The 18,587-nt window shown below is 34.5% G+C and carries 19 protein-coding genes, 1 rRNA gene and 3 pseudogenes; 4 read left to right on the forward strand and 19 right to left on the reverse strand.

Annotated elements, in window-relative coordinates; translation table 11 throughout:
* A partial coding sequence (locus tag BAZO_RS20465) for a transposase (protein WP_004432354.1) occupies positions 1-641 on the reverse strand: 641 nt, incomplete at its 3' end.
* Positions 642-812: 171 nt separating this feature from the next.
* Between BAZO_RS20465 and BAZO_RS23480 the strand changes: the two are divergent.
* A pseudogene (locus BAZO_RS23480) lies at positions 813-1,088 on the forward strand (SMEK domain-containing protein); the annotation flags it as partial.
* 319 nt (positions 1,089-1,407) lie between these two features.
* Here BAZO_RS23480 and BAZO_RS20470 read toward each other — a convergent pair.
* The 7 genes from BAZO_RS20470 to BAZO_RS20500 form a co-directional block, all read right to left on the reverse strand.
* Positions 1,408-1,851 (reverse strand): DUF4825 domain-containing protein, encoded by a 444-nt coding sequence (locus BAZO_RS20470; RefSeq protein ID WP_235786764.1) that lies wholly within the window; start codon positions 1,849-1,851, stop codon positions 1,408-1,410.
* A 22-nt stretch (positions 1,852-1,873) separates the two neighbouring features.
* Positions 1,874-2,377, reverse strand: a complete 504-nt coding sequence (locus BAZO_RS20475; protein WP_004432356.1) for a hypothetical protein — start codon at positions 2,375-2,377, stop codon at positions 1,874-1,876.
* Positions 2,378-2,513: 136 nt separating this feature from the next.
* Positions 2,514-3,347: a hypothetical protein gene (locus tag BAZO_RS23140; protein ID WP_004432358.1), complete on the reverse strand. Its 834-nt coding sequence runs from the start codon at positions 3,345-3,347 to the stop codon at positions 2,514-2,516.
* A gap of 48 nt (positions 3,348-3,395) precedes the next feature.
* Positions 3,396-4,535 carry an anti-sigma factor gene (locus BAZO_RS20485; protein ID WP_004432361.1) on the reverse strand — a complete coding sequence of 380 codons (1,140 nt, stop codon included), beginning with the start codon at positions 4,533-4,535 and terminating at the stop codon, positions 3,396-3,398.
* Positions 4,532-5,026 (reverse strand): RNA polymerase sigma factor, encoded by a 495-nt coding sequence (locus tag BAZO_RS20490; protein WP_004432363.1) that lies wholly within the window; start codon positions 5,024-5,026, stop codon positions 4,532-4,534. Before BAZO_RS20490 ends, BAZO_RS20485 begins: the two co-directional genes overlap by 4 nt.
* Before the next feature lie 198 nt (positions 5,027-5,224).
* Entirely contained in the window at positions 5,225-6,226 is a 1,002-nt protein-coding gene (locus BAZO_RS20495; protein WP_004432365.1) for an LCP family protein, read from the reverse strand.
* Positions 6,216-6,743, reverse strand: a complete 528-nt coding sequence (locus BAZO_RS20500) for a sigma-70 family RNA polymerase sigma factor (protein WP_004432367.1) — start codon at positions 6,741-6,743, stop codon at positions 6,216-6,218. Before BAZO_RS20500 ends, BAZO_RS20495 begins: the two co-directional genes overlap by 11 nt.
* Before the next feature lie 410 nt (positions 6,744-7,153).
* Here BAZO_RS20500 and BAZO_RS20505 point away from each other — a divergent pair, with 410 nt between their 5' ends.
* Entirely contained in the window at positions 7,154-7,681 is a 528-nt protein-coding gene (locus tag BAZO_RS20505) for a hypothetical protein (RefSeq protein ID WP_004432369.1), read from the forward strand.
* A gap of 340 nt (positions 7,682-8,021) precedes the next feature.
* On the opposite strand, the gene BAZO_RS21370 is transcribed toward BAZO_RS20505, so the two are convergent.
* The 3 genes from BAZO_RS21370 to BAZO_RS20520 all read right to left on the reverse strand — a co-directional run bounded on the left by BAZO_RS21370 (position 8,022) and on the right by BAZO_RS20520 (position 9,847).
* Positions 8,022-8,798 (reverse strand): DUF2628 domain-containing protein, encoded by a 777-nt coding sequence (locus BAZO_RS21370; RefSeq protein ID WP_004432372.1) that lies wholly within the window; start codon positions 8,796-8,798, stop codon positions 8,022-8,024.
* Between the two features lie 186 nt (positions 8,799-8,984).
* Entirely contained in the window at positions 8,985-9,287 is a 303-nt protein-coding gene (locus BAZO_RS20515; RefSeq protein WP_004432374.1) for a hypothetical protein, read from the reverse strand.
* A 50-nt stretch (positions 9,288-9,337) separates the two neighbouring features.
* Positions 9,338-9,847, reverse strand: a complete 510-nt coding sequence (locus BAZO_RS20520) for a hypothetical protein (RefSeq protein WP_004432376.1) — start codon at positions 9,845-9,847, stop codon at positions 9,338-9,340.
* A gap of 687 nt (positions 9,848-10,534) precedes the next feature.
* Here BAZO_RS20520 and BAZO_RS23145 point away from each other — a divergent pair.
* Positions 10,535-11,227 carry a DUF3888 domain-containing protein gene (locus BAZO_RS23145; protein WP_004432378.1) on the forward strand — a complete coding sequence of 231 codons (693 nt, stop codon included), beginning with the start codon at positions 10,535-10,537 and terminating at the stop codon, positions 11,225-11,227.
* Positions 11,228-11,859: 632 nt separating this feature from the next.
* Here the strand turns inward: BAZO_RS23145 and BAZO_RS20530 are convergent.
* The 6 genes and pseudogenes from BAZO_RS20530 to BAZO_RS20550 all read right to left on the reverse strand — a co-directional run bounded on the left by BAZO_RS20530 (position 11,860) and on the right by BAZO_RS20550 (position 16,478).
* Positions 11,860-13,308, reverse strand: coding sequence for a hypothetical protein (locus BAZO_RS20530; protein ID WP_004432380.1), 1,449 nt, complete (start codon positions 13,306-13,308; stop codon positions 11,860-11,862).
* Entirely contained in the window at positions 13,295-13,831 is a 537-nt protein-coding gene (locus tag BAZO_RS20535; RefSeq protein ID WP_004432381.1) for an RNA polymerase sigma factor, read from the reverse strand. Before BAZO_RS20535 ends, BAZO_RS20530 begins: the two co-directional genes overlap by 14 nt.
* Before the next feature lie 245 nt (positions 13,832-14,076).
* A pseudogene (locus BAZO_RS21980) lies at positions 14,077-14,275 on the reverse strand (helix-turn-helix domain-containing protein); the annotation flags it as partial.
* 27 nt (positions 14,276-14,302) lie between these two features.
* Complete coding sequence (locus BAZO_RS20540; protein WP_004432383.1) at positions 14,303-15,121, reverse strand: pentapeptide repeat-containing protein; 819 nt, start codon at positions 15,119-15,121, stop codon at positions 14,303-14,305.
* A gap of 163 nt (positions 15,122-15,284) precedes the next feature.
* Positions 15,285-15,896 (reverse strand): FMN-binding negative transcriptional regulator, encoded by a 612-nt coding sequence (locus tag BAZO_RS20545; protein ID WP_004432385.1) that lies wholly within the window; start codon positions 15,894-15,896, stop codon positions 15,285-15,287.
* 213 nt (positions 15,897-16,109) lie between these two features.
* Entirely contained in the window at positions 16,110-16,478 is a 369-nt protein-coding gene (locus BAZO_RS20550) for a YdcF family protein (RefSeq protein ID WP_087946174.1), read from the reverse strand.
* A gap of 143 nt (positions 16,479-16,621) precedes the next feature.
* Between BAZO_RS20550 and BAZO_RS23485 the strand changes: the two are divergent.
* A pseudogene (locus BAZO_RS23485) lies at positions 16,622-16,696 on the forward strand (hypothetical protein); the annotation flags it as partial.
* Between the two features lie 395 nt (positions 16,697-17,091).
* On the opposite strand, the gene BAZO_RS20560 reads toward BAZO_RS23485, so the two are convergent.
* Positions 17,092-18,069, reverse strand: a complete 978-nt coding sequence (locus tag BAZO_RS20560; RefSeq protein ID WP_004432392.1) for a glycerophosphodiester phosphodiesterase family protein — start codon at positions 18,067-18,069, stop codon at positions 17,092-17,094.
* A 424-nt stretch (positions 18,070-18,493) separates the two neighbouring features.
* A 5S ribosomal RNA gene (gene rrf / locus BAZO_RS21375) occupies positions 18,494-18,587 on the reverse strand; the annotation flags it as partial.

Consider the following 18,587-nt stretch of genomic DNA (forward strand, 5'->3'; position numbering starts at 1 on the left):
GGTCTAAAAATCTCGACATTTTCTTTTATTCGAATCACGAACTTTTGCTGGTCTTCTGTGAATTGATCGATTCGTTTAATCTTAAAATAGGCTCGATCTTCTACCATGATAAATCGAGAATCGACTAACTGTTCACCAATCGGTCCATCATGTATAAGTCCAGTCGTTTCAACGACTTGAAGCGGCATTTCAGTTAGTGGAGTATAACTAACATGCAGTTTAATCCCTGCACGTTCTCCGTGATAAAGAGCCCAAGGAAGACGTGACTTCCCTACTGTAATGGTAATAGAGTCTACCAAGAGAAGTTCCTTGGAAATTTTTAATACTCGGCGTGTTATTCGATTACATTTAGAAACGACTAAATGGAATAATTCTTTCATGATCTTGTAGTCTACATGTCCGGCTTTCTTTGAAATAGTAGAGTGGTCAACTTTGGGTAATCCATGTTTGTCACCTACGTCTGCGCACTCTCGATAACTTTTGAACTCATTCATAGCAGCACAGGTCAAATAATGAATGAGTGTGTGTACAGTGAGCTTACGAGCTGTATCCTTATAGCCGATGGCATCCTGAATAACATTGACTTCATCTTCTGAAACAATCTTTTGAAACAAATTGTGGAATGTGGTATTCTTTTTCATGAGGGCACCTCTTCTGTAGTTTGTTTGTCAGCAAACATCATTCTACAAGAAAGGTGTCCTTTTTGGTATTAATTTTTTGGATTTTATTGGTTAATCAACACTCGTGAGTAAATATCATTAACGCATTAAGTGTTTTCCATTTTTATATTGATTTAATCTAGACTAGACCAAAATGATGTAAATAGAGCTTGTGAGAACCTCTTTAGTGACTTGTTAAATAAAATGTACGGTTGGAATCTTACAAACTTAAATTCTTCCCAAAAAAATAACCCTGCAATAGATCAAATAAGGTTGCAGTTCAAGTTCCTTCATCAAATTTACGTTCACCTTTTGGTGGTTTACCTTGGCAATGGTTTTGCACTAAAGGCCATGGTAGGACTGATACTGGTGAGTTTTGGGATTAATACATTATTATTAGCTTATAGATGTGTATGGAGCAAGGGATAGTAATTGGTCAACGTTAGAGGATTAAGCAAAAAAAGACTTATTTACGAACCATTTACTTTTAGAAACATCCCCTTATAGTAAAGTCTTATTCAGCTAAGAAGTGTATTTAGGTTTAATAAGCCCTAAAAATGTCGTTTTCTTAATTGATAGAAAGCGACATTTTTATGTGTATTATTGAAATTGCAGTAGAATGTGTTGTTGCACGATAGCCCGATATTATTCAACAATCTTTCAGTAAGATAAATTATTTATTGAATGATCGTCAATCGCTTGAACCGCAAGTTTCTTTTGTGCCCGTTACTTGAATAGCTTATTTACTTTATTTGTATTTTTTCAAAAACTCTTCTGTAAATTTTCTTAGTTCATCTTCATTTTTAAATTCACTTAACTCTACTCCGTACGACTCTTGTAGTTTTTCTTTCGTTATTGTGTATTCTTGGTTATCAAAGTTAAATGTTATCCAATCAACATTTTGAACCAACGCAAAAAGAAATGTTGCATTATAAATTGCTGTTTCTTTATGGGTATTTTCTGATTCTGGCCAATCGTAATTTAGGATTATACCATATGGCTTCTCTTTTGTTTTTAGTTCAAAGCCAACTAAATGTTCCCCGCTTTGTAACTGATTTACAATATTCCCTACTGCACTATTATCGCCTACAAACGAATCTTTATATTGAAATATATCTTGGCTTTCATTATTTGCATTACAGCCGCTTAAGAAAAGTAGTACCATCAACGAAAAAAGCAGAAATTTAATCATTTGCCTCACCTGTATTCCCTCCTCAAAAACTTGGTAATCCAAATAAAATAATCACTATAACTAAAGACGAGCTCGCCCAAGTTATTATTAATTTCTTCTCTACCTTCATTGATGTATCAACAATGACATGTACAATCGACAACACTAAAAGGTTTATGAAAAATAAAAAGTAATAAGCAACAATGAACATCATCCATGCATGGGAGGAAATTAAACTTTCCAGCGGTGTCGTAAAAAACAAGAAAATAAATACAACAAACGAAATCATTAACCATATTAAAATAACGATAAACATCTTATTCCAAACCTTGTGTTGCATAAACTCTTCTTCTTTTTTTGCATAATTATAAATAAGTTGATTACATACAAAAAGAAGAATTGAAATCGCTATAAACATTATCAATCGTTTCATTACAATACTATCTATATCAATGTTTACGTTTTGAATATAATAATCCGCTATAAAAGCAAAAAGAAATAAAAACAAGATACAAGTAAACTGTTTAAAAACATAGCTCTTCTCCAACTAATTCTTCCACCTTTCTTCCTTAATAAGCTTACTTACGGAAAATACATGTAAAAAGTTTCAAGGTTATATCTTCTCATCGGTGGAAATATGCGGATGCACAGCTTTCTATAATATCGAAGTGCCAGGTACTATATCAATCTACTAATTGTGGTTCACTTCCGACAATTTTATATTTATACTCTTCCACTATCGTTCCATCTTCATTTTTCTTCTGAAAAGTGATAAGGTCAAAATTATCGTTAGTTTTGCTTTGAGAGGTTTCATAAATGTATCTCGTGCCATTTTCAATCTTCTCCGTTGTTCCTAGCCAATAAGGGCAGTCATTAAGAACAGGATTATCCTTTGTAAATTCCGCAAATAATCGGTTGGAAGCCTGCACATCTATATCTACTAGTTGTTTTTCGACATAACCAGCACTGACTTTGGCAGTTCTTCCAATCACTTTTAAATACTCTTTAGCCTGTGCTTCCTGCTGCTTTTCTAGGTCAGGGTAATCATCATGGGCAGATAATATCTTGTTATGTAAATGGGGAGGAAACATTTTCTTGATTGAATCTGTGTAGTCTGAGCCATCCATCGGTTCTTTATATTCCAACAAAGTATATTCGCCATTTTTATCTTGCGAAAATTTAATAACAGTTGGGATTGATCCACTTCCACTTACTTTTGTAAAAATGCCGTTTTCAAAACCGAATGCACCATAGCTGGCTATTAAATAGACCTTAACCATTCCATTTTTATGCTCTGTATCAAGAATGATGTGCCCTTCTGTTGCTGTTTCCCCCGAAGCATAGGAGGCGCTTTGGCTCTTAATAGCCCTACTAACAGCCTTATTGATATTTTGCTGATTTTGTTTTAGTGTGGCTTGATTTGGCGTAGCATCTAGCTCATCATTATTCTGATTAGAACAGGATACCAAACTGAAAGCCAGGAACATCGTCAGACCTAGGATATATAATCTTATCATTGAAATTTTCCACCTCCCCCAAAGCGGGGCATAGCAAAATACCCCCACTCAATCATTCCAATTCCAAAAGCTTACCTCATCCACTTTTAATCCTCCAACCCATGGTTCCTCGCGTAGCTTTAAGATTTCCTTTGTAGGTCCTGTTATGACAACGCCATAATGTTTAAAGCCATTCGTTTCAAGGTAATCAATTCGTTTTGAAAGCTCTAGTTTCCCAAAAACGAAGTTATTCACTTTCCGTTCATGGTCTTTTAAAAAATATAATGTTTTCAAAAATTGTTTATGGAGAACATCTTGATCTCCCATGGTATAACTAGGGGATGAATGACCTTCTGATACAATCTTACCAAATAGGCCTTTTTTTACTTCTCTGGAGTCCAAAATCATATCATCATCATGCCAAATTGCAAAGCTTGGAAACCCAATCGGTTCAAAAATAACCCTCTCATTTTTCTCTTCAAAACCCGTATCAACCGCCAACCAAATCAAATCCATCTCTTTGCCCTCGAATAGTTGAAAAACCTTCTCCGTCTCAATTAATTCAGCAAAAGATAAATAGGCTGAAACGACAGTACCTTCAGGGAGGCGCTCTAACTTATTCCACTCTGACACGTTACGGACTTCTCCCCCGGGATATAAAAAGTTCGGGTTGCTATCCGATACTTTTCCAAAGTTAATCCTTTCTGGATAGGACATCGCTGAGAAAAAAAACTTTGTTTTTAACTCACCAACTTTTACTGTTTCATCCCCCACTTTTTTGTTCAAATCTCTCTCGGTATTCAAACCAAAAAATGGACCCGTATTCGTACTTGTTCCACCTAAATATCCATAAGGATCTGTTATGGTCAGCGAATAGTCGATTACATTCCTGAACACATCTACACGATCCGGTGTCCCCCATGAATAGTAAACGGCTGTTAGTATCGATGAAAGAATGGTAAACGCAAGGATTAGTGCAAGGGCAGAAAAGGCCGTTTGCAATCTTGCTTTCCATTTACTTCGTCTTAATATCTTTTGCTGTCTTTTTTCATTCCCATTGGAGTCTTTAATTTGCTCGACACTATTTTCTTCAAGAAACTCCTGATATTTTTCTAGTTTTTCTAATTCTTTTTCAAAATCCTCTAATTCTATATCAGATAGTTCACCTTTTTCATATGCTTCTAGTTTTCTTTTAAATTCATCGCTCACTTTTCTCCACCCTTCCTTCGCCTTATCGCCTGCCTACCACGGAATAATAATATTTTAAAATGGGGTTGCTTCACATTCATCACTTGTGCTGCTTCATTGTATGATAATCCATGAAAATCATGTAAAAGCACGGCATATTTATGTTTTTCGGGTAAATCTTTTAACAGGCTAACAATTTCTCGAACTTCTTCTTGTATAACAATCGTATCTATAGGTGTTTTTCTTTTATCCGAAAGTGGCAAGAAAAAGCTTTGTTCCTTTATTACGGTTCTATTATGCTTGCGATAATGATCAATACATGCATTATGTGCGACTGTAAACAGCCATGCTTTAACCTTATCCCCCTTGTAATTTTCAATATAAAGGTAAGCACGGAGAAAGGTTTCTTGAACAAGATTCTCGGCCACATGGTGGTCATGACAAAGGGAAAGGAGAAATCGATATATTTCATGAAAATAAATTTTATATATGTCATCAAGATTCTCTTTCATCACAGCCTCCCTTCATTAATAAAACGGCTTGGAATGAAAAAGGTTACAATATTTTTTGTTTATTTCAACAAAAAAACCCGCTGATAAGCAGGTTTTTAATTTCAATTGGTTACTTGCTATAGAAAGGCTTCCAATGAACTTAGGCTACATCAGTTAATTTCGAAGATTACTCCAAAAGTTTAAGTTTTCACTTTCTATTTAGTTAAATGTGGTTAACTTTTCCGAAACTGAATCTAAAAAATCTTTTTCAAATTTAATATAGTAAGACTCGTCTATCATTGTACTCATCATTCCATCGATTAATGATACCGATTCTATCGATGGAAGTTCCATTTTATCCTCAAACAATTGTTTAATTGGAATATTACTTTCTATTTTATTAGTAAATTCTTTTAATTGCGTTTGTGGTATTACGTTTATTGTTTGATTTATTACTGTATTAATGAGGTTTAATTGATCTTCTTCATCCAAGTTTTTTCCCACAGTAGCATCCATCATTAATGCCATAACCTCTTCTCCATTTAAACGATGAGTCCCCTTTTTGAAATCAAATGCCACTTGAGATATAGCTCTTACTCGAATATCTTCTGGTAAGTCGTATTCTATCCCATTCACTGCATCAACCATCGCTGAAAGGGTTTCTAAATCCATAATTGCATAATAATCGATTGGTAAATCAAATAGGTTAGAAACTGTTGTTCTTACCTTTTCAGCTACTCCCGAAGCGTTAATATAAGCATGTGATAATTTATCATATGGAGTAGTTCCATCATTTTTATCCAATATCGGAGCATAAGTATCACGAGGGATCGATACAACTTTCATCATATTTTTATCTTTATTATAAGTAAGTAAAAGGTTAATAGGTATTCTATCATTCTCATCCTTTACCATAAATAGAGTGGTAAAATACTCGTCTTCTTGAGATACTACTCCATTCGAATCAGTTCCGTTATTTTCGTTATTAACGTTTCCTTGAAGAATCGTTGGAATAAACAAAAATAGACATAAGCCTACCGCAAACAAAGCAGCAGTAAGTGGAGCCAATTTTTTTGAAATAGATACTAGAGATTTCTTTTGGATATTATTCTTTTCCATTTTATGAAGTTGTTCAAACACTTCATCACGATCTTCCTTCCTAAATGTTAGTTCTTGATTAGACATATGGTTAAATGTATCTTTCAAATTTTTATCTTTCATTAAGTTCAGCCTCCTTTAACATCGACTCTAATCTTTGTTTTGCTCTTCTTAATCGAGTTTTCACTGTATTAACTGGAATGTTTAAAATTTTAGAAATTTCATCTGTTTTTAAAGAATCGTGATAGTATAGATAAACTACTTCTCGATACTTGTTTGGAAGAGAATTGATTGTCTCTTTCATTTGTTCGTTATTGTATTGATCAATAACGGATTTTTCTACTGATGGTAATATTGACCTGGCAGTTTCATTTATAAAACTTTTTACTTGAACCATTCTGTAATTCCAACTTTTTAAATAATCTTTACATTCGTTAATGGTGATACGATAGAGCCACGTTTTGATCTGTGCGTCATAACGAAACATATCAAGGCTTTTGTAGCATTTAATAAACGTATTTTGAACCAGATCCTTAGCTATCTCGGCATCTTTCACATAAGAAAATGCCAATCGTACCAACTCATTACCATATTCAATCATTATTTTATCTAATATGTAATCTTTTTCTGATTTGTCCATTCTACTCCCCTCCCTTTCAACCTGCTTCAAATTCTGCTATTAGACGATTATCAAATCATAATAGGTTCAATTTTTAAAAAATATTTATTTTAACAAAGATTCGTTTCTATTCAATGTTTAATCCTTCATTGATTTTTATAAATATTCCGTAAAAGGATTCATCCATACGATTATAACTGAAATATAAAACCTGTATCTTAGATTAACAAGTAATCATGGATACAGGCTTATTGTTTATATTAATTCCTTTTTCCACTAAACCGCCCGTTCAATAGGAATAGGTATTTCCCCTACTTTAAGAAGCCCCTTTGGTAGCAAAGATATAGTTACTTTTACCATTACACACCTTATTTCCTTTTGAAGTTTTTGGTTAAGCTAATCAATAAACATTCTCGAAAGGAAAGATATTTTTGAAGAAGTTTATCTACTTCCTGTTTGGCAAACCATATACTAAAAGTAAACTGTTTTCAATTTCATATTGGATTACTGTCGGATTTTACTTTTTTGTAGTGACAGTATCTGTTGTTCAAACCGTTATTTATGGTGGCTGGATTTCTTTATTGTTTTTAGCTATTATTTTTCCTGTATTATTTCGAATTGTATACAAAGTGAATTACAACATACTTAAAGGATTAAAAGGCATGAATAAGCAAGCAATACTAATTTTAGGGTTGGTATTCGGATTATTTACAGTTGGTATGTTTGCGATAGCTCTATTGTTCGGAGATAATGTGTCAATAGGTTCAAGTAAATCAGTAATAAACGGAGAAGTTAAACTATCCATCGGTTCATTAAAGGGGTATCATGATGTTGAAAGTTTTGATGTTACCAAAAATAGAACAGTCTCAATACCTTATATAGCCTCCGTTGGTGAGGGGAGCTTTTACATGTATGTTAGAGGGTTCCAAAAATACTGTATGGGAAGACGAAATCACTAATTCAAAGAACGGAGTTATTGAATTTCCGGGAGAAATAGGTACTTATACTATTGGTATATATACGGAAGAAGCCAAAAAAATAAAAATAAACCTTTCCTTAGATTAAAATGCTTGGCGACAGCCCTAATCTGCTATCGCCCCTTTAGGTGAAGTATATTAATATGGTAAAACAAATCCATACTCCATTTTTTCATAATGAGCAAGTCGAAATTGCAAATCTTATCACATTCAATAGAAATAATATTGGTTATTAAAAAACAGACGTTAATATTTGGACTTAATAAAATGCTATAAAAAGGCAGTTATAAACAAGCGATAGGAAAAAGGTCAAATTTAATGATTACCGTGATAATATTTCTTGCTTTATTTGTCTTGCTTCTTCATCGTCTGGTTCATATTCCAGAAAGTGATTGATTTCTTCTTCAGCTTTATCCATATCTCCTTCTGAATAATAAAGTAAAGCTAAATTAAAAGAAATCTCAGGTATAGGGTGATCTTTATTTTTTAGTTTTTCGTATATTGTTATAGCTTCTTTTGTTTCCCCTTTTTCCTCCAACTGGGTTGCTTCTTCAAACTTTTGAGCAGCATAATTTTGATATACATTTTCTTCAACGATTGAAATTGTGAAAGCATAAACTACCATTGCTAAGACAAAGATAAGGACATTAATCCAACTAATTCCTCCACGTTTTTTGATTAATTTAAGACGTTCATCTTTATTAGGATACTGTTCCTTTAATTTGTTAACTTTTTTTACTACAAACTCCAAATAAGATTGATTACCTAATAATGCTATAATTAAAAAGACACCAAAGAAACTGCTATTATTAGTACTTGTTTGTTTAGTTGTAATAAGGAAAAGTACATCTATAATGGTAATGACTCCGAAAAACAAGTACGCATAAACATTCATTTTTCTATATGCAAACCAAAAAAATCCAAAGATAAATGCAGCCCAATTCCAAGAAAATTGAGCCCCCTTTTTTCCATATTTAAATTTACTCCATTTTTTTCTGTAAGTATCTTTATTTTTCCCGACGAATTCCATCACTTCTTCAAGAGTTTCTGTATCTAGGTCCTCAATATGAATATTATTTTTTCTTCGTACCCACCCCATTACTGATACCTCCTTTATTTAGTTAACCTCCCCATTTACTGTTTAATAATTCCTGCAGAAAAAAGGCTCAAACATAAAAAACGATCAAAATGTTGACCGTTTTTAATCATAGGCTCTGTGGTTTAATGTGACCTTTTAATAAAAATCGACCTGCCACCTTGACAATTTCTTGCCCCTTTATATGTTTTATTCTCTTATTGATAAAAGGAGATCAATTATTTGTTTAATAAATTGGCTATCATTTGTTATTGAAAAAAACATCAATATGACACCAATAATAATTAATAAGATTGTAAATATCAAAAACCCTAAAGTGCTATATTCGTACAGCCAAATCTCCCCAAGTCCTTTCATAAACTTTTTTGAGACATCTGTTTCACTTCGTATTTCTTTATACTTTTCATAAAAGGCTTGCGTACTATAATACGAAAAACCAATGCCAAAGATAAACAATATTAAACCCAAAGCAAAAACCTCTACCCTTGACATAAGTCACTCCTTTCAACTTTTTCCCCCGTTATCACAACATCACGTACACATTAATTTAACGGGGATTCAATCTTTTTATTTAATTCCTCTGCCTGTTTCATAAATGCTTCCATATCTGCGCTGATGGTTATATTCATACCTAATCCTACCTCACGTAGAATTTCTCTCAACTCTTCAAAATTCCTTTTATCTTCATCAGTTACATCAGCGAACCTATATAATTCATCGTAAGGATATTGCCTTAATTTTAAATATAAACGCTCCAGAGTTTTCTTGTCACTTTTTGAAAGTGTTCCTAATTGCTCCCCCGTAATCTTACCAAGCCAAATACCATTTAAAACATCCCCAAGTTCGATTGTAACCAAATTGGGTTCAGACCAATTATTATCCATCTGGTGTGCAATCAAACCCTCCAATTCAACTAAATTATTCTGCACTTCAGTGACAAGAACTTGCTCTTTAACAAAATTCATCTTAATAATTCCCCAAGCTACAATTACAACGAGCAATATATTCAAACCTTTTGAAATTCTGAATAGTAACTTCCCTTTTTTACTCAATTTTATTCCCCCTTTACTAAGATTACTTTACCATAAAGGCCCATATTCCTTTTTGAGGTATTGTGCAGTACATAGTAAAAAAGCGACTGCACTTCTTATGCAATCACTCCCGCTTGTTGAATAAACTATGCTTTTAAAAAACGGCAAGTATAGAGGTCCCCCTTTATACTTGCCATTAGCTATTTGACTGCAGTGTTAATTCATCTATTAAAACCCATTGTTCTGGGAAAGCCTGGCACACATCTTCCCACTTCATTTAAGTCCCCTCCGGAGATTATTTACTTATATTGTATCATGATTAAGAAAGTTTTAATAACTATTGAAAACAGCAGCAAATGCTTAATAAAAATAACTCCCCAATAGTTGAAGAAGCGATAGCCTTGTTCAGCTATCGCCACCCGTTATTTAATAAGCAAATTCTATATCTAAATAGTAATTTCACCTGTAATCCAACCTCTAATAAATACTTGCAATGATGGGGCAACCCACATTCAGCTGTCATCTTCGTGATTCCATACATAAATAGCTTCTGTTTGAAAACTACCATTTAATATTTTGGCTATGTTAAACTTTATTGTTGATATTTGGTAATTATGAACATTCGTTTTATAATAAGGACAATATCACTGTTCGGATTTGCTTCGTCTATTAGATAGAATAATTTACATTTGAAGAGGAGAGGACGAATTGAAGAAACATTTTATTGCTGGTGTGTTGTGTGGTGCCTTCTTAATGGCAACAACTTCTGTATTTGCTTCGAGTGTAATTGAAGCAACAATCTTTCCAAGTAAAGTTACTTTTTTTCTAGCTAACGGGCTTTCCAAAGAAGTACAACCACAGGAAAGTGAGGAGGTGCTTAACTATAATAACAAGGCATATGTACCTCTTCGTTTATTCGCTGAGGGCAGTGGTGCTCTTGTAGAATACACACAAGCCTCTCCTGAGACGGATAACAAACATAAAATAGATGTTCACTATGTTGCTGAAGAGGCTCTTTCAGAGCAAACTTCAAATGCAGATGGTAATAAGCCGCTTGAAGATTCAAGGGAACTGCAACTACAAGATATGCTTGTTTTAATTCTACTTCCACATATGCAGGAGAAACTTACTGGGGTATACGCAGATGTAATTACAGTACCACCAGTTATTCATCCAGATTATGTAAATGTGAAGAGCATTGAAAGGGTAGCTGCTTTTCGTGGTTTTGATTTTTTAATCACATTAGATGCTCAACCCATAGTCGGTCCTCATACCCCTGTCGGCGAAGATGTACTTACATATCGGATCTCGTCGGTTGGAGTTGAGCTTAAAAATTTTGAACATCTTAGAGGCCCCGATAAGGATGATTTCCTCCCCAATTACCAAAATCTTTTGAAGTAATGGGGAACGATAGCAATAAACCGCCTTTTCTGACGAAGGCGGTTTTCTTATGGTCAAATGGCATATAAATATCTTTATAGTCACCAAAAGTTCTAAAAAATAAATTATCCTTTACTATTTGTGAAGTTGACCATATTAAAGGACAGTCGAAACTATCAAACACTCCATTTATTTCACTATATCATTCAAACAACTTTTTAGGTAATTCGACATTTAATTCCTTTTTAATTTATATGTAACTTGATAATATCCTTTTTATCTTTGAGTTTTATAGTAATTTTATACTTATCATCTTCAAATGTCTCGAAATTAACTGTACCAACTAAAAAAGAAATAACGTTACCGTCAATTTTTGTTTCCATATTTCCTAAATTCCCAGTAAGCAAACCATCTCTACTTTCAAATTCAATTTCAATATCATATATATCTTCCTGGGATTATAAGAAAAATACCGAACAACATTTTAAACTTCATTTTCCCCCCTTTTTAAGACCCCTATATAATAATACTATTTTTCCTAAGTTAGCCTGCCCCTTTAGTAACAATTCAACAAAAAGAGCATTTACCCTTTCGTGGATCAAAATGAAGCTTTTGTTAAACTAGTGTGTTGAAATTTTTATTTTATCATCTTGTCATTTAATCGGTATTCGAGTGCCATTTATAATTATTGCTTTAGCTTTAGTAATATCTAAAGGTGCTTTCGTATTCCAACTTGAATTGAAAGTATGCTTATCAGGTTTTTCGCTTCCCCCGACAGCTTCCAATGGAATAATTCCATCAACAGTTTCAACACCAATTGACATATCACCAACCAGACATTCCTCTCCTTGATAGGTTCCGATTACTTGCAATCCTAAAGGACTAAGAGTTATATATTCAAAGAGATGACCATCAACTGAAATATCATTTGTCCAAGTGCGCGTACTTTGGTTAGAATCACTTAAATTTACTGATACCTTCCAGCTGCCTTTAACACCAGTAGAAACTGAACCGGTATAGCTAAGCTTATATTCGCTAAGATCTTCAGTGCTTATAGGAAATACGAATTCATTGTACCTGTCAATTCCATCAGCATAATCGTTTTTTTCAAGATTAAGTAAGTCATTTTTCTCATCACCGAGAAATACAAAACTATAATCTGGGGAGATTGAATTACCATCTGGATCTTTTAGAGAAAGCTCCGGCGTACTAGGACCAAACACTTCGTTAAAGATTTCGCCTATCTGCACATGCAGTTTTCCGTCGATAATACCGATATTTGAAACCCATTGATCCTTTTTACCATGGGGCATGTCAGCAAAATGACCGGGCATAAGTGCCTCTGCATATGAACTTAGATCATCTGGCATATTACCTCCGCTCCAAGATGACCAAAACTGTACTTTCACAAGAGGTGTAGTTTCCGCACTTTTAATTCCAGTAAGGGACACGGAAATGGGCTCATCATTGTATGCTTTTTCATCGAAATAAATAAGGAATTTACGGAGTTCCAACGGTTCTGCCAAAGGTGTCTCTGGGGCTGCCGTAATATTAAACTCATAATAAATGGTATTGGTATCCTCATCAAAATAAAGTATCTTTTCTTTCCACATGGCATTGGCTGATGTAAACTCATCAACTCCTGTGACTGTCTCTTGTGCTTGCGGATTCATTTTCACGCTAAACCCAGCTCCATAGTCAGTCAGTTCCTTCAACCGGTTTTGACCTGTTATATCTTGAAGAGATAGATAAACAATTGCCTGATTATCATATTTCTGGGCACCGATCACCTCCATTCTGATTCCTTGGTCTTCACTGTAGACTTCAACTGGCTCCACAATTTTGCCAAAATCGGGATTAAATCTCTCTATAAACCAATCGAAATTCCCTAAAACTGCCGCAGTAGCACTAGCAACTAATACGAATGACATCACAATAGCTGCAATTGTTGACCTTGTCCACCGTTTTCGGTGTCTAGCAGGCATGTCAGCACGATCCTCATACAATCGGCTTTTAACCTGTTCTGCAAGTTTACTTGAATCAACAGTGATTTGAGAAAGCATATCACGGATTTTCTGCTCGTCAATATCAAATTTGCTCATATTTAGACTCCTTTCCACAATATTCGAAGTTTAGATATTTAACCAATTTATCTTTAGCTCTCTGGTATTGCTTCCGTAAAGCAGCGGGGGAACTCCCTGTAAGCTGAGATAGTTCCTCGTAACTCTGCCCATCCATAATCCTCCCATATAACAAGGCACGTTCCTTAGGTTTAAGCTTCTGTAACGCACGAAGCGTCTCATCACTCAAACCTTTATCTTTTTCTGGTAAAACTACTTCACTACGAATTTCATGAAAATATAGGATCTTACGCTTTTTTAGTTGATTTAAACAGCGATTATATGTAATTTTGTACAACCATGCGGATAGGTTATTGCCATCAAAAATATCCCGATTTTGATAAGCTGAAAGAAAGACTTCTTGTACAATATTTTCTGCTTCATGATAATCACATAGAATCGCCGTTGCATAGTGAAGGAGTTTTTCACCATAGAGATTTATTATCTCTTCCAGTTCATCTTCTCCGCCATTAACAAATCTTTTCCCAATGTCTATTTTCTCCATTGGCTCACCTCCCTATTATTTATCAGTCGACTGTACCCTTATAACAGTTCAAAGAGCTGTTTTGTGACATAATTTTTATTTAATCAATATTTTATTAATTAAAAATAAAAGTGGATTATGCAAGTCGATCTTCACCACCAAGATATAGCCCATGTCGGGTACACTAAAAATAGCCAACCCCTTGATAGTAAAGGGATTGGCTATTAGGTTTGAATGTTTATTTGTTTAACACATTGAACATTTTGTTAAACTAATAGACTTTTTCCTTCCGATAGCTTTCTATATAATGACACTCTAGATACATTTGTGATTTCACATATTTGATTTACAGTCATATTCTCCTCATTATACAACTTTATTGCATAGTTCATCCCCGCATAGTTTTTATAATGTTTTTGTAATCGCCCTTTAAATTTCCCCCTCTTTCTTAGCGAGTTCAATACCTCGTTCTTACATGGTAGTTCAAGAAGATTAAGAATTGCCTTTCTTAATCCAATGACTTGGCTTTTCTAAATAACTCGGTATTTTAGTATGAACATCCCCAATCGCTGAATTGATTTGCGACTGCGTAAGAAAGAGAGCCTCTGTCAAGTTAGCACCACTTAAATCTGCATCTCTAAGGTCTGAACCAATAAAATCAGCTCTCCTCAAATCACTCTGGCTTAAATTTGAGGCAATCATTAGTTTCCCACGAAAATTTTCGCCTTGTAAGTTTAAACCCTTTAAAGTTGCTCCTATATAGTCTGATTTTTGCTTCATCAGTTTACCCTTTTTATTGTTGTCGCCTCTGTACAATTTGCTTGAATCCATTAAAAGAGCGTTTACCTTACTTCGATGTGCGACAATATCTATTTTTAAAATCTCCTCTGGACTTTTTACGGTTAGATCAACTGTTTCTTCATAAATTTTTTGCAGGGTATTATGTAAGGAGTGAGTTTCCTTTAGAGTTAGAGATTGTTGGAGATACCAGAGCATTTCATGCAGTTGTTGAACAAGAGGAAATACAGCAAACATTTCTTCGGCATGTTCGCCACCCTCACGCCAGTCTTTACCATTATAAATAGACTGTGAAACATGTTGACCCGCACCAAAGCATTCATAAGACACACAACCACGAAAACCTGTCTCTCTTAATTTGCCATGAATAGAACACAAATTGTTTGAGCATAAATTTCGGCAGGGTTCTCCACCATCTTTGTTGAAAGGGAAATCTGCTGATTTGCCATAAGGCAATGCTACACAACACAACCCAAAGCAATTATTACAATCTGACTTTAAACTATTATTCACTATTAAACACTTCCCAAAATAAGTATATATTTAAGTAAATATGAAAAAAACAAACTTGTAATACTTTTATTTAAACACACACAGCCGACTAAACTGTGAATCATTCCTTTACTAAACTGCTTCTGTTTAGCAATCGCTACCCTATAGTTAAATAACATACAGGCTATTTTTTGAGGTTTGCTTTCATTAGAGAGGCAATCTTTTGTTCATCCTCACACGAAATCTGTTTCAGTTGATTGATAACAAGTTCTTGTCGGTCTTCTGGGTGGTTTTGACTTAGTTTTGCCTTGCCCTCTATCTTGTTTATTTTTACTTTAAATCCTTGAACACCTTTATTCATACCAGCAATAAAGTCAGTATCTACGTTCTCTAACTTGTATGTACTTTCAGGTGCTTCATATTTCAATACCAATTCATGTAGAGACTCCATTAGCTCTCGCTCGTCATCAATAAGTTCAACTTCCCCGTAAACATGAACAGTCACATAGTTCCATGTAGGTACTGCTTTATCCGTCTCATACCAAGAGGGAGAGATATAGCAATGAGGACCATGAAATACTGCTAAAACCATTTGATTACTAATATCTTTCCATTGTGGATTCGAACGAGCAAAATGTCCATAGAGGTATTGTTTTTCCTTATCCAAATTTAAAGGTAAATGCGTAGCGAATGGTGCTCCGTTGTGTTGAGAAAACAGAGTCGCAAAGCCATATTGTTTTATTACGTCATAAGCAATTTTTACATCTTCAATTTGAAAATGCGATGGAATATACATGGTCTCACCTCTCGAAAATTTCCTCTTTTCTTAATTTTAACATGTTACACCCCATATCTGATAGGAATGAAATTATTCCACGTTGAAATATAGTGTTATTAAGATGCAGAAAGGAGCGATACATGTGAATGATCTCAAATACATTGATACCAATACATCAGAATGAAAAACAATTAGTGATGGTGTAGAATAGTGCCTTAAAAGTACACACATTTATAAAATAAGGTATTTATAGTATGCCGGAAATTCCCGTATTATCGAATATAAATCTCTAAGCTCAAAGATTTCCGCATGTGCTGAATATACATTTTCAAAACCAAGCTTATTAAACACTAATTTTGTTCGTGTAATATGAAAGTATTGTGCAATCACCATAACAGATTCTAAATTTAAATTCGTCATTATGTCTCTAGTATTTTGGACAGTCATGGATGAATTGTAACCATTACTATCTTCTATAATTTTCTCCGAGGGAATGCCTTTGTTTACTAAGTATTCTTTCATTACTTTTGCTTCATCAAAACCTTCTTTTCCTATACCGCCACTTACAATTATGTATTTACAATAACCTTCGATTGAAATGCTTGATCAAGAAGTTGCAAAAAGAGTGAGTGAATATCAAGAAGATGTTGAACGTATAGACTCCATACCGGGTATCGCCACTCAGATGGCAGAGCAAATCCTATCTGAAGTTGGAAGAACAATTTCTAAGTGCACCTCACATGTGTTCATGGACAGGTCTGGTTCCCGGTAATAATGAAAGTGCAGGAAAAAGGAAATCGACTAAAACAAGAAAAGGTAAAAAACGAGCAGGTATGGTTGTCGCTCACGCCATGTTACGTATTGCTTATTATCTATTAACCTGCAAAGAAATGTATGTAGACTTAGGAGAAGATTATTTTGATAAACAAAGACAACAAGCAATCGTACGTCATTCATTAAAAAGACTTGAAAGTCTTGGTTACACAGGAACAATAACTGAACCAGAAGCCTCTTAATTCAGTAAATATCAATTTTCCCATACCCTCAATAATCAGGCACTCTCCTTTTTTAAAAAATGAATGAGCTGCGTCTACTTTGGTATTGCCTTTTTTCCGGAATCCCAGAAGTTATTTTCATGGTAGCTTAATAGCTTCAACAAAAAAGGCGGTTAATCCTTCTTGGATCAACGCCCCCATTTGTTGAAGCCCGTCAATTATTCTTTTAAAATTGGGGCTATAATGTCAATACGATTCGTCCATATACCTCCTGTATAATTTTTAGGAAGGCGTTCTAAGTCTTGTTTTTTATCAAATCCTTCTGACCAACTACCATCACCCGCAACGAGGATTACTCTTGTATTAGCTTCCTCCATTCTATTTAGAAATTTGTTTGGAAATCCCCACATATATGGAGCATACTTTTCTGGAATATGCAATTGAGTGTTTTCGCACGCTGCCGGTACATATCCTGTCCAACCAACTACTATATAAGGAAGCAAACAACTTTTCAACATAGCCTTTGACATAACACGCATATCAGGCTGTTTATCTTTCAAAGAAGCAATCGGCTTGTCGCCACCATAAACAGAAAGATTTTTCAACCTGCTATCTGGAAACTTGGTCAGATAATTGGACAAATGTACCCCTTCATTCGGGTCATTACTTTTGATATGAATCAAAAAAGATTGCTCAGGAAAATGCGACATCACTTCATCAAGTGTAGGCATAAGCCCTGCTCCTTTGCCTCGGAAAGGATAAGTTTCTCCATTATCTGCTGTATAGCCATAACCAATATCCAATTGTTTTAGTTCTTGCATCGTATGGTCCCTTATTTTTCCTTTGCCATCAGTTCTGCACTCTAGTGCCCAATCATGAAAAACAGCAAACTCTCCATCTTTTGTAAGTTGAACATCAAATTCTACAATATCTGCTCCAGCCTCAAAAGCTGCTTCCATTGAAGCTATAGTATTTTCTAAAAATGGATGTTCAGGTTCGTAGATTCTTTCTGCTGTACAAGTTTCGCCAGTAATTCCTTCCATATGGAAGGTCTGTGCCATTCCCCGATGGGCCAGCAATAATGGTTCTTTATTACTATCTCTTGTGAATAATGATGTGTTATTTAAGTAAATAAAACCTACCAAAATAACTAAAAATATAAAAAACCTTTTGATATTTCGCTTTAACTTTTTCATAATTCTCCCCTAAATGCTGCATTGAATATTTACAAAGTATTCATTACCCTCTTCTAATAAATTATATATTCTGGGGTCCATAATCATTACCTTAACAAGTACTTTACTTTAAGAGAAATTAAACGTCGAAGAATTTCAAATTAAAAGTATAAAAGTTTTAAAGATTGGACATTCTATAACTAGAATTATTATTATTGGGAGGTTATCGAAATGCATAGTACCAATTTTTTACCTGAAGAGCTACCAGAAACGCTAGAGGAATTCTTGTTATTCTTAAAGGAATTTTTGCTAATAAAGGATAATATGCGTCAATAAATTGTAATAAAGGATAAGAAATGTCGAAGTGCTAAGCACTTGGCGCTTATATAACCTCACGGTCTAATCTTTAAACAAAAAGAGTAGCATATCTGCTACTCTTCTATTCGCTTGGCAACGTCCTACTCTCACAGGGGGACAGCCCCCAACTACCATCGGCGCTGAAGAGCTTAACTTCCGTGTTCGGAATGGGAACGGGTGTG

The organism is Schinkia azotoformans LMG 9581, from assembly GCF_000307855.1.
GTDB lineage: Bacteria > Bacillota > Bacilli > Bacillales > Bacillaceae_J > Schinkia > Schinkia azotoformans.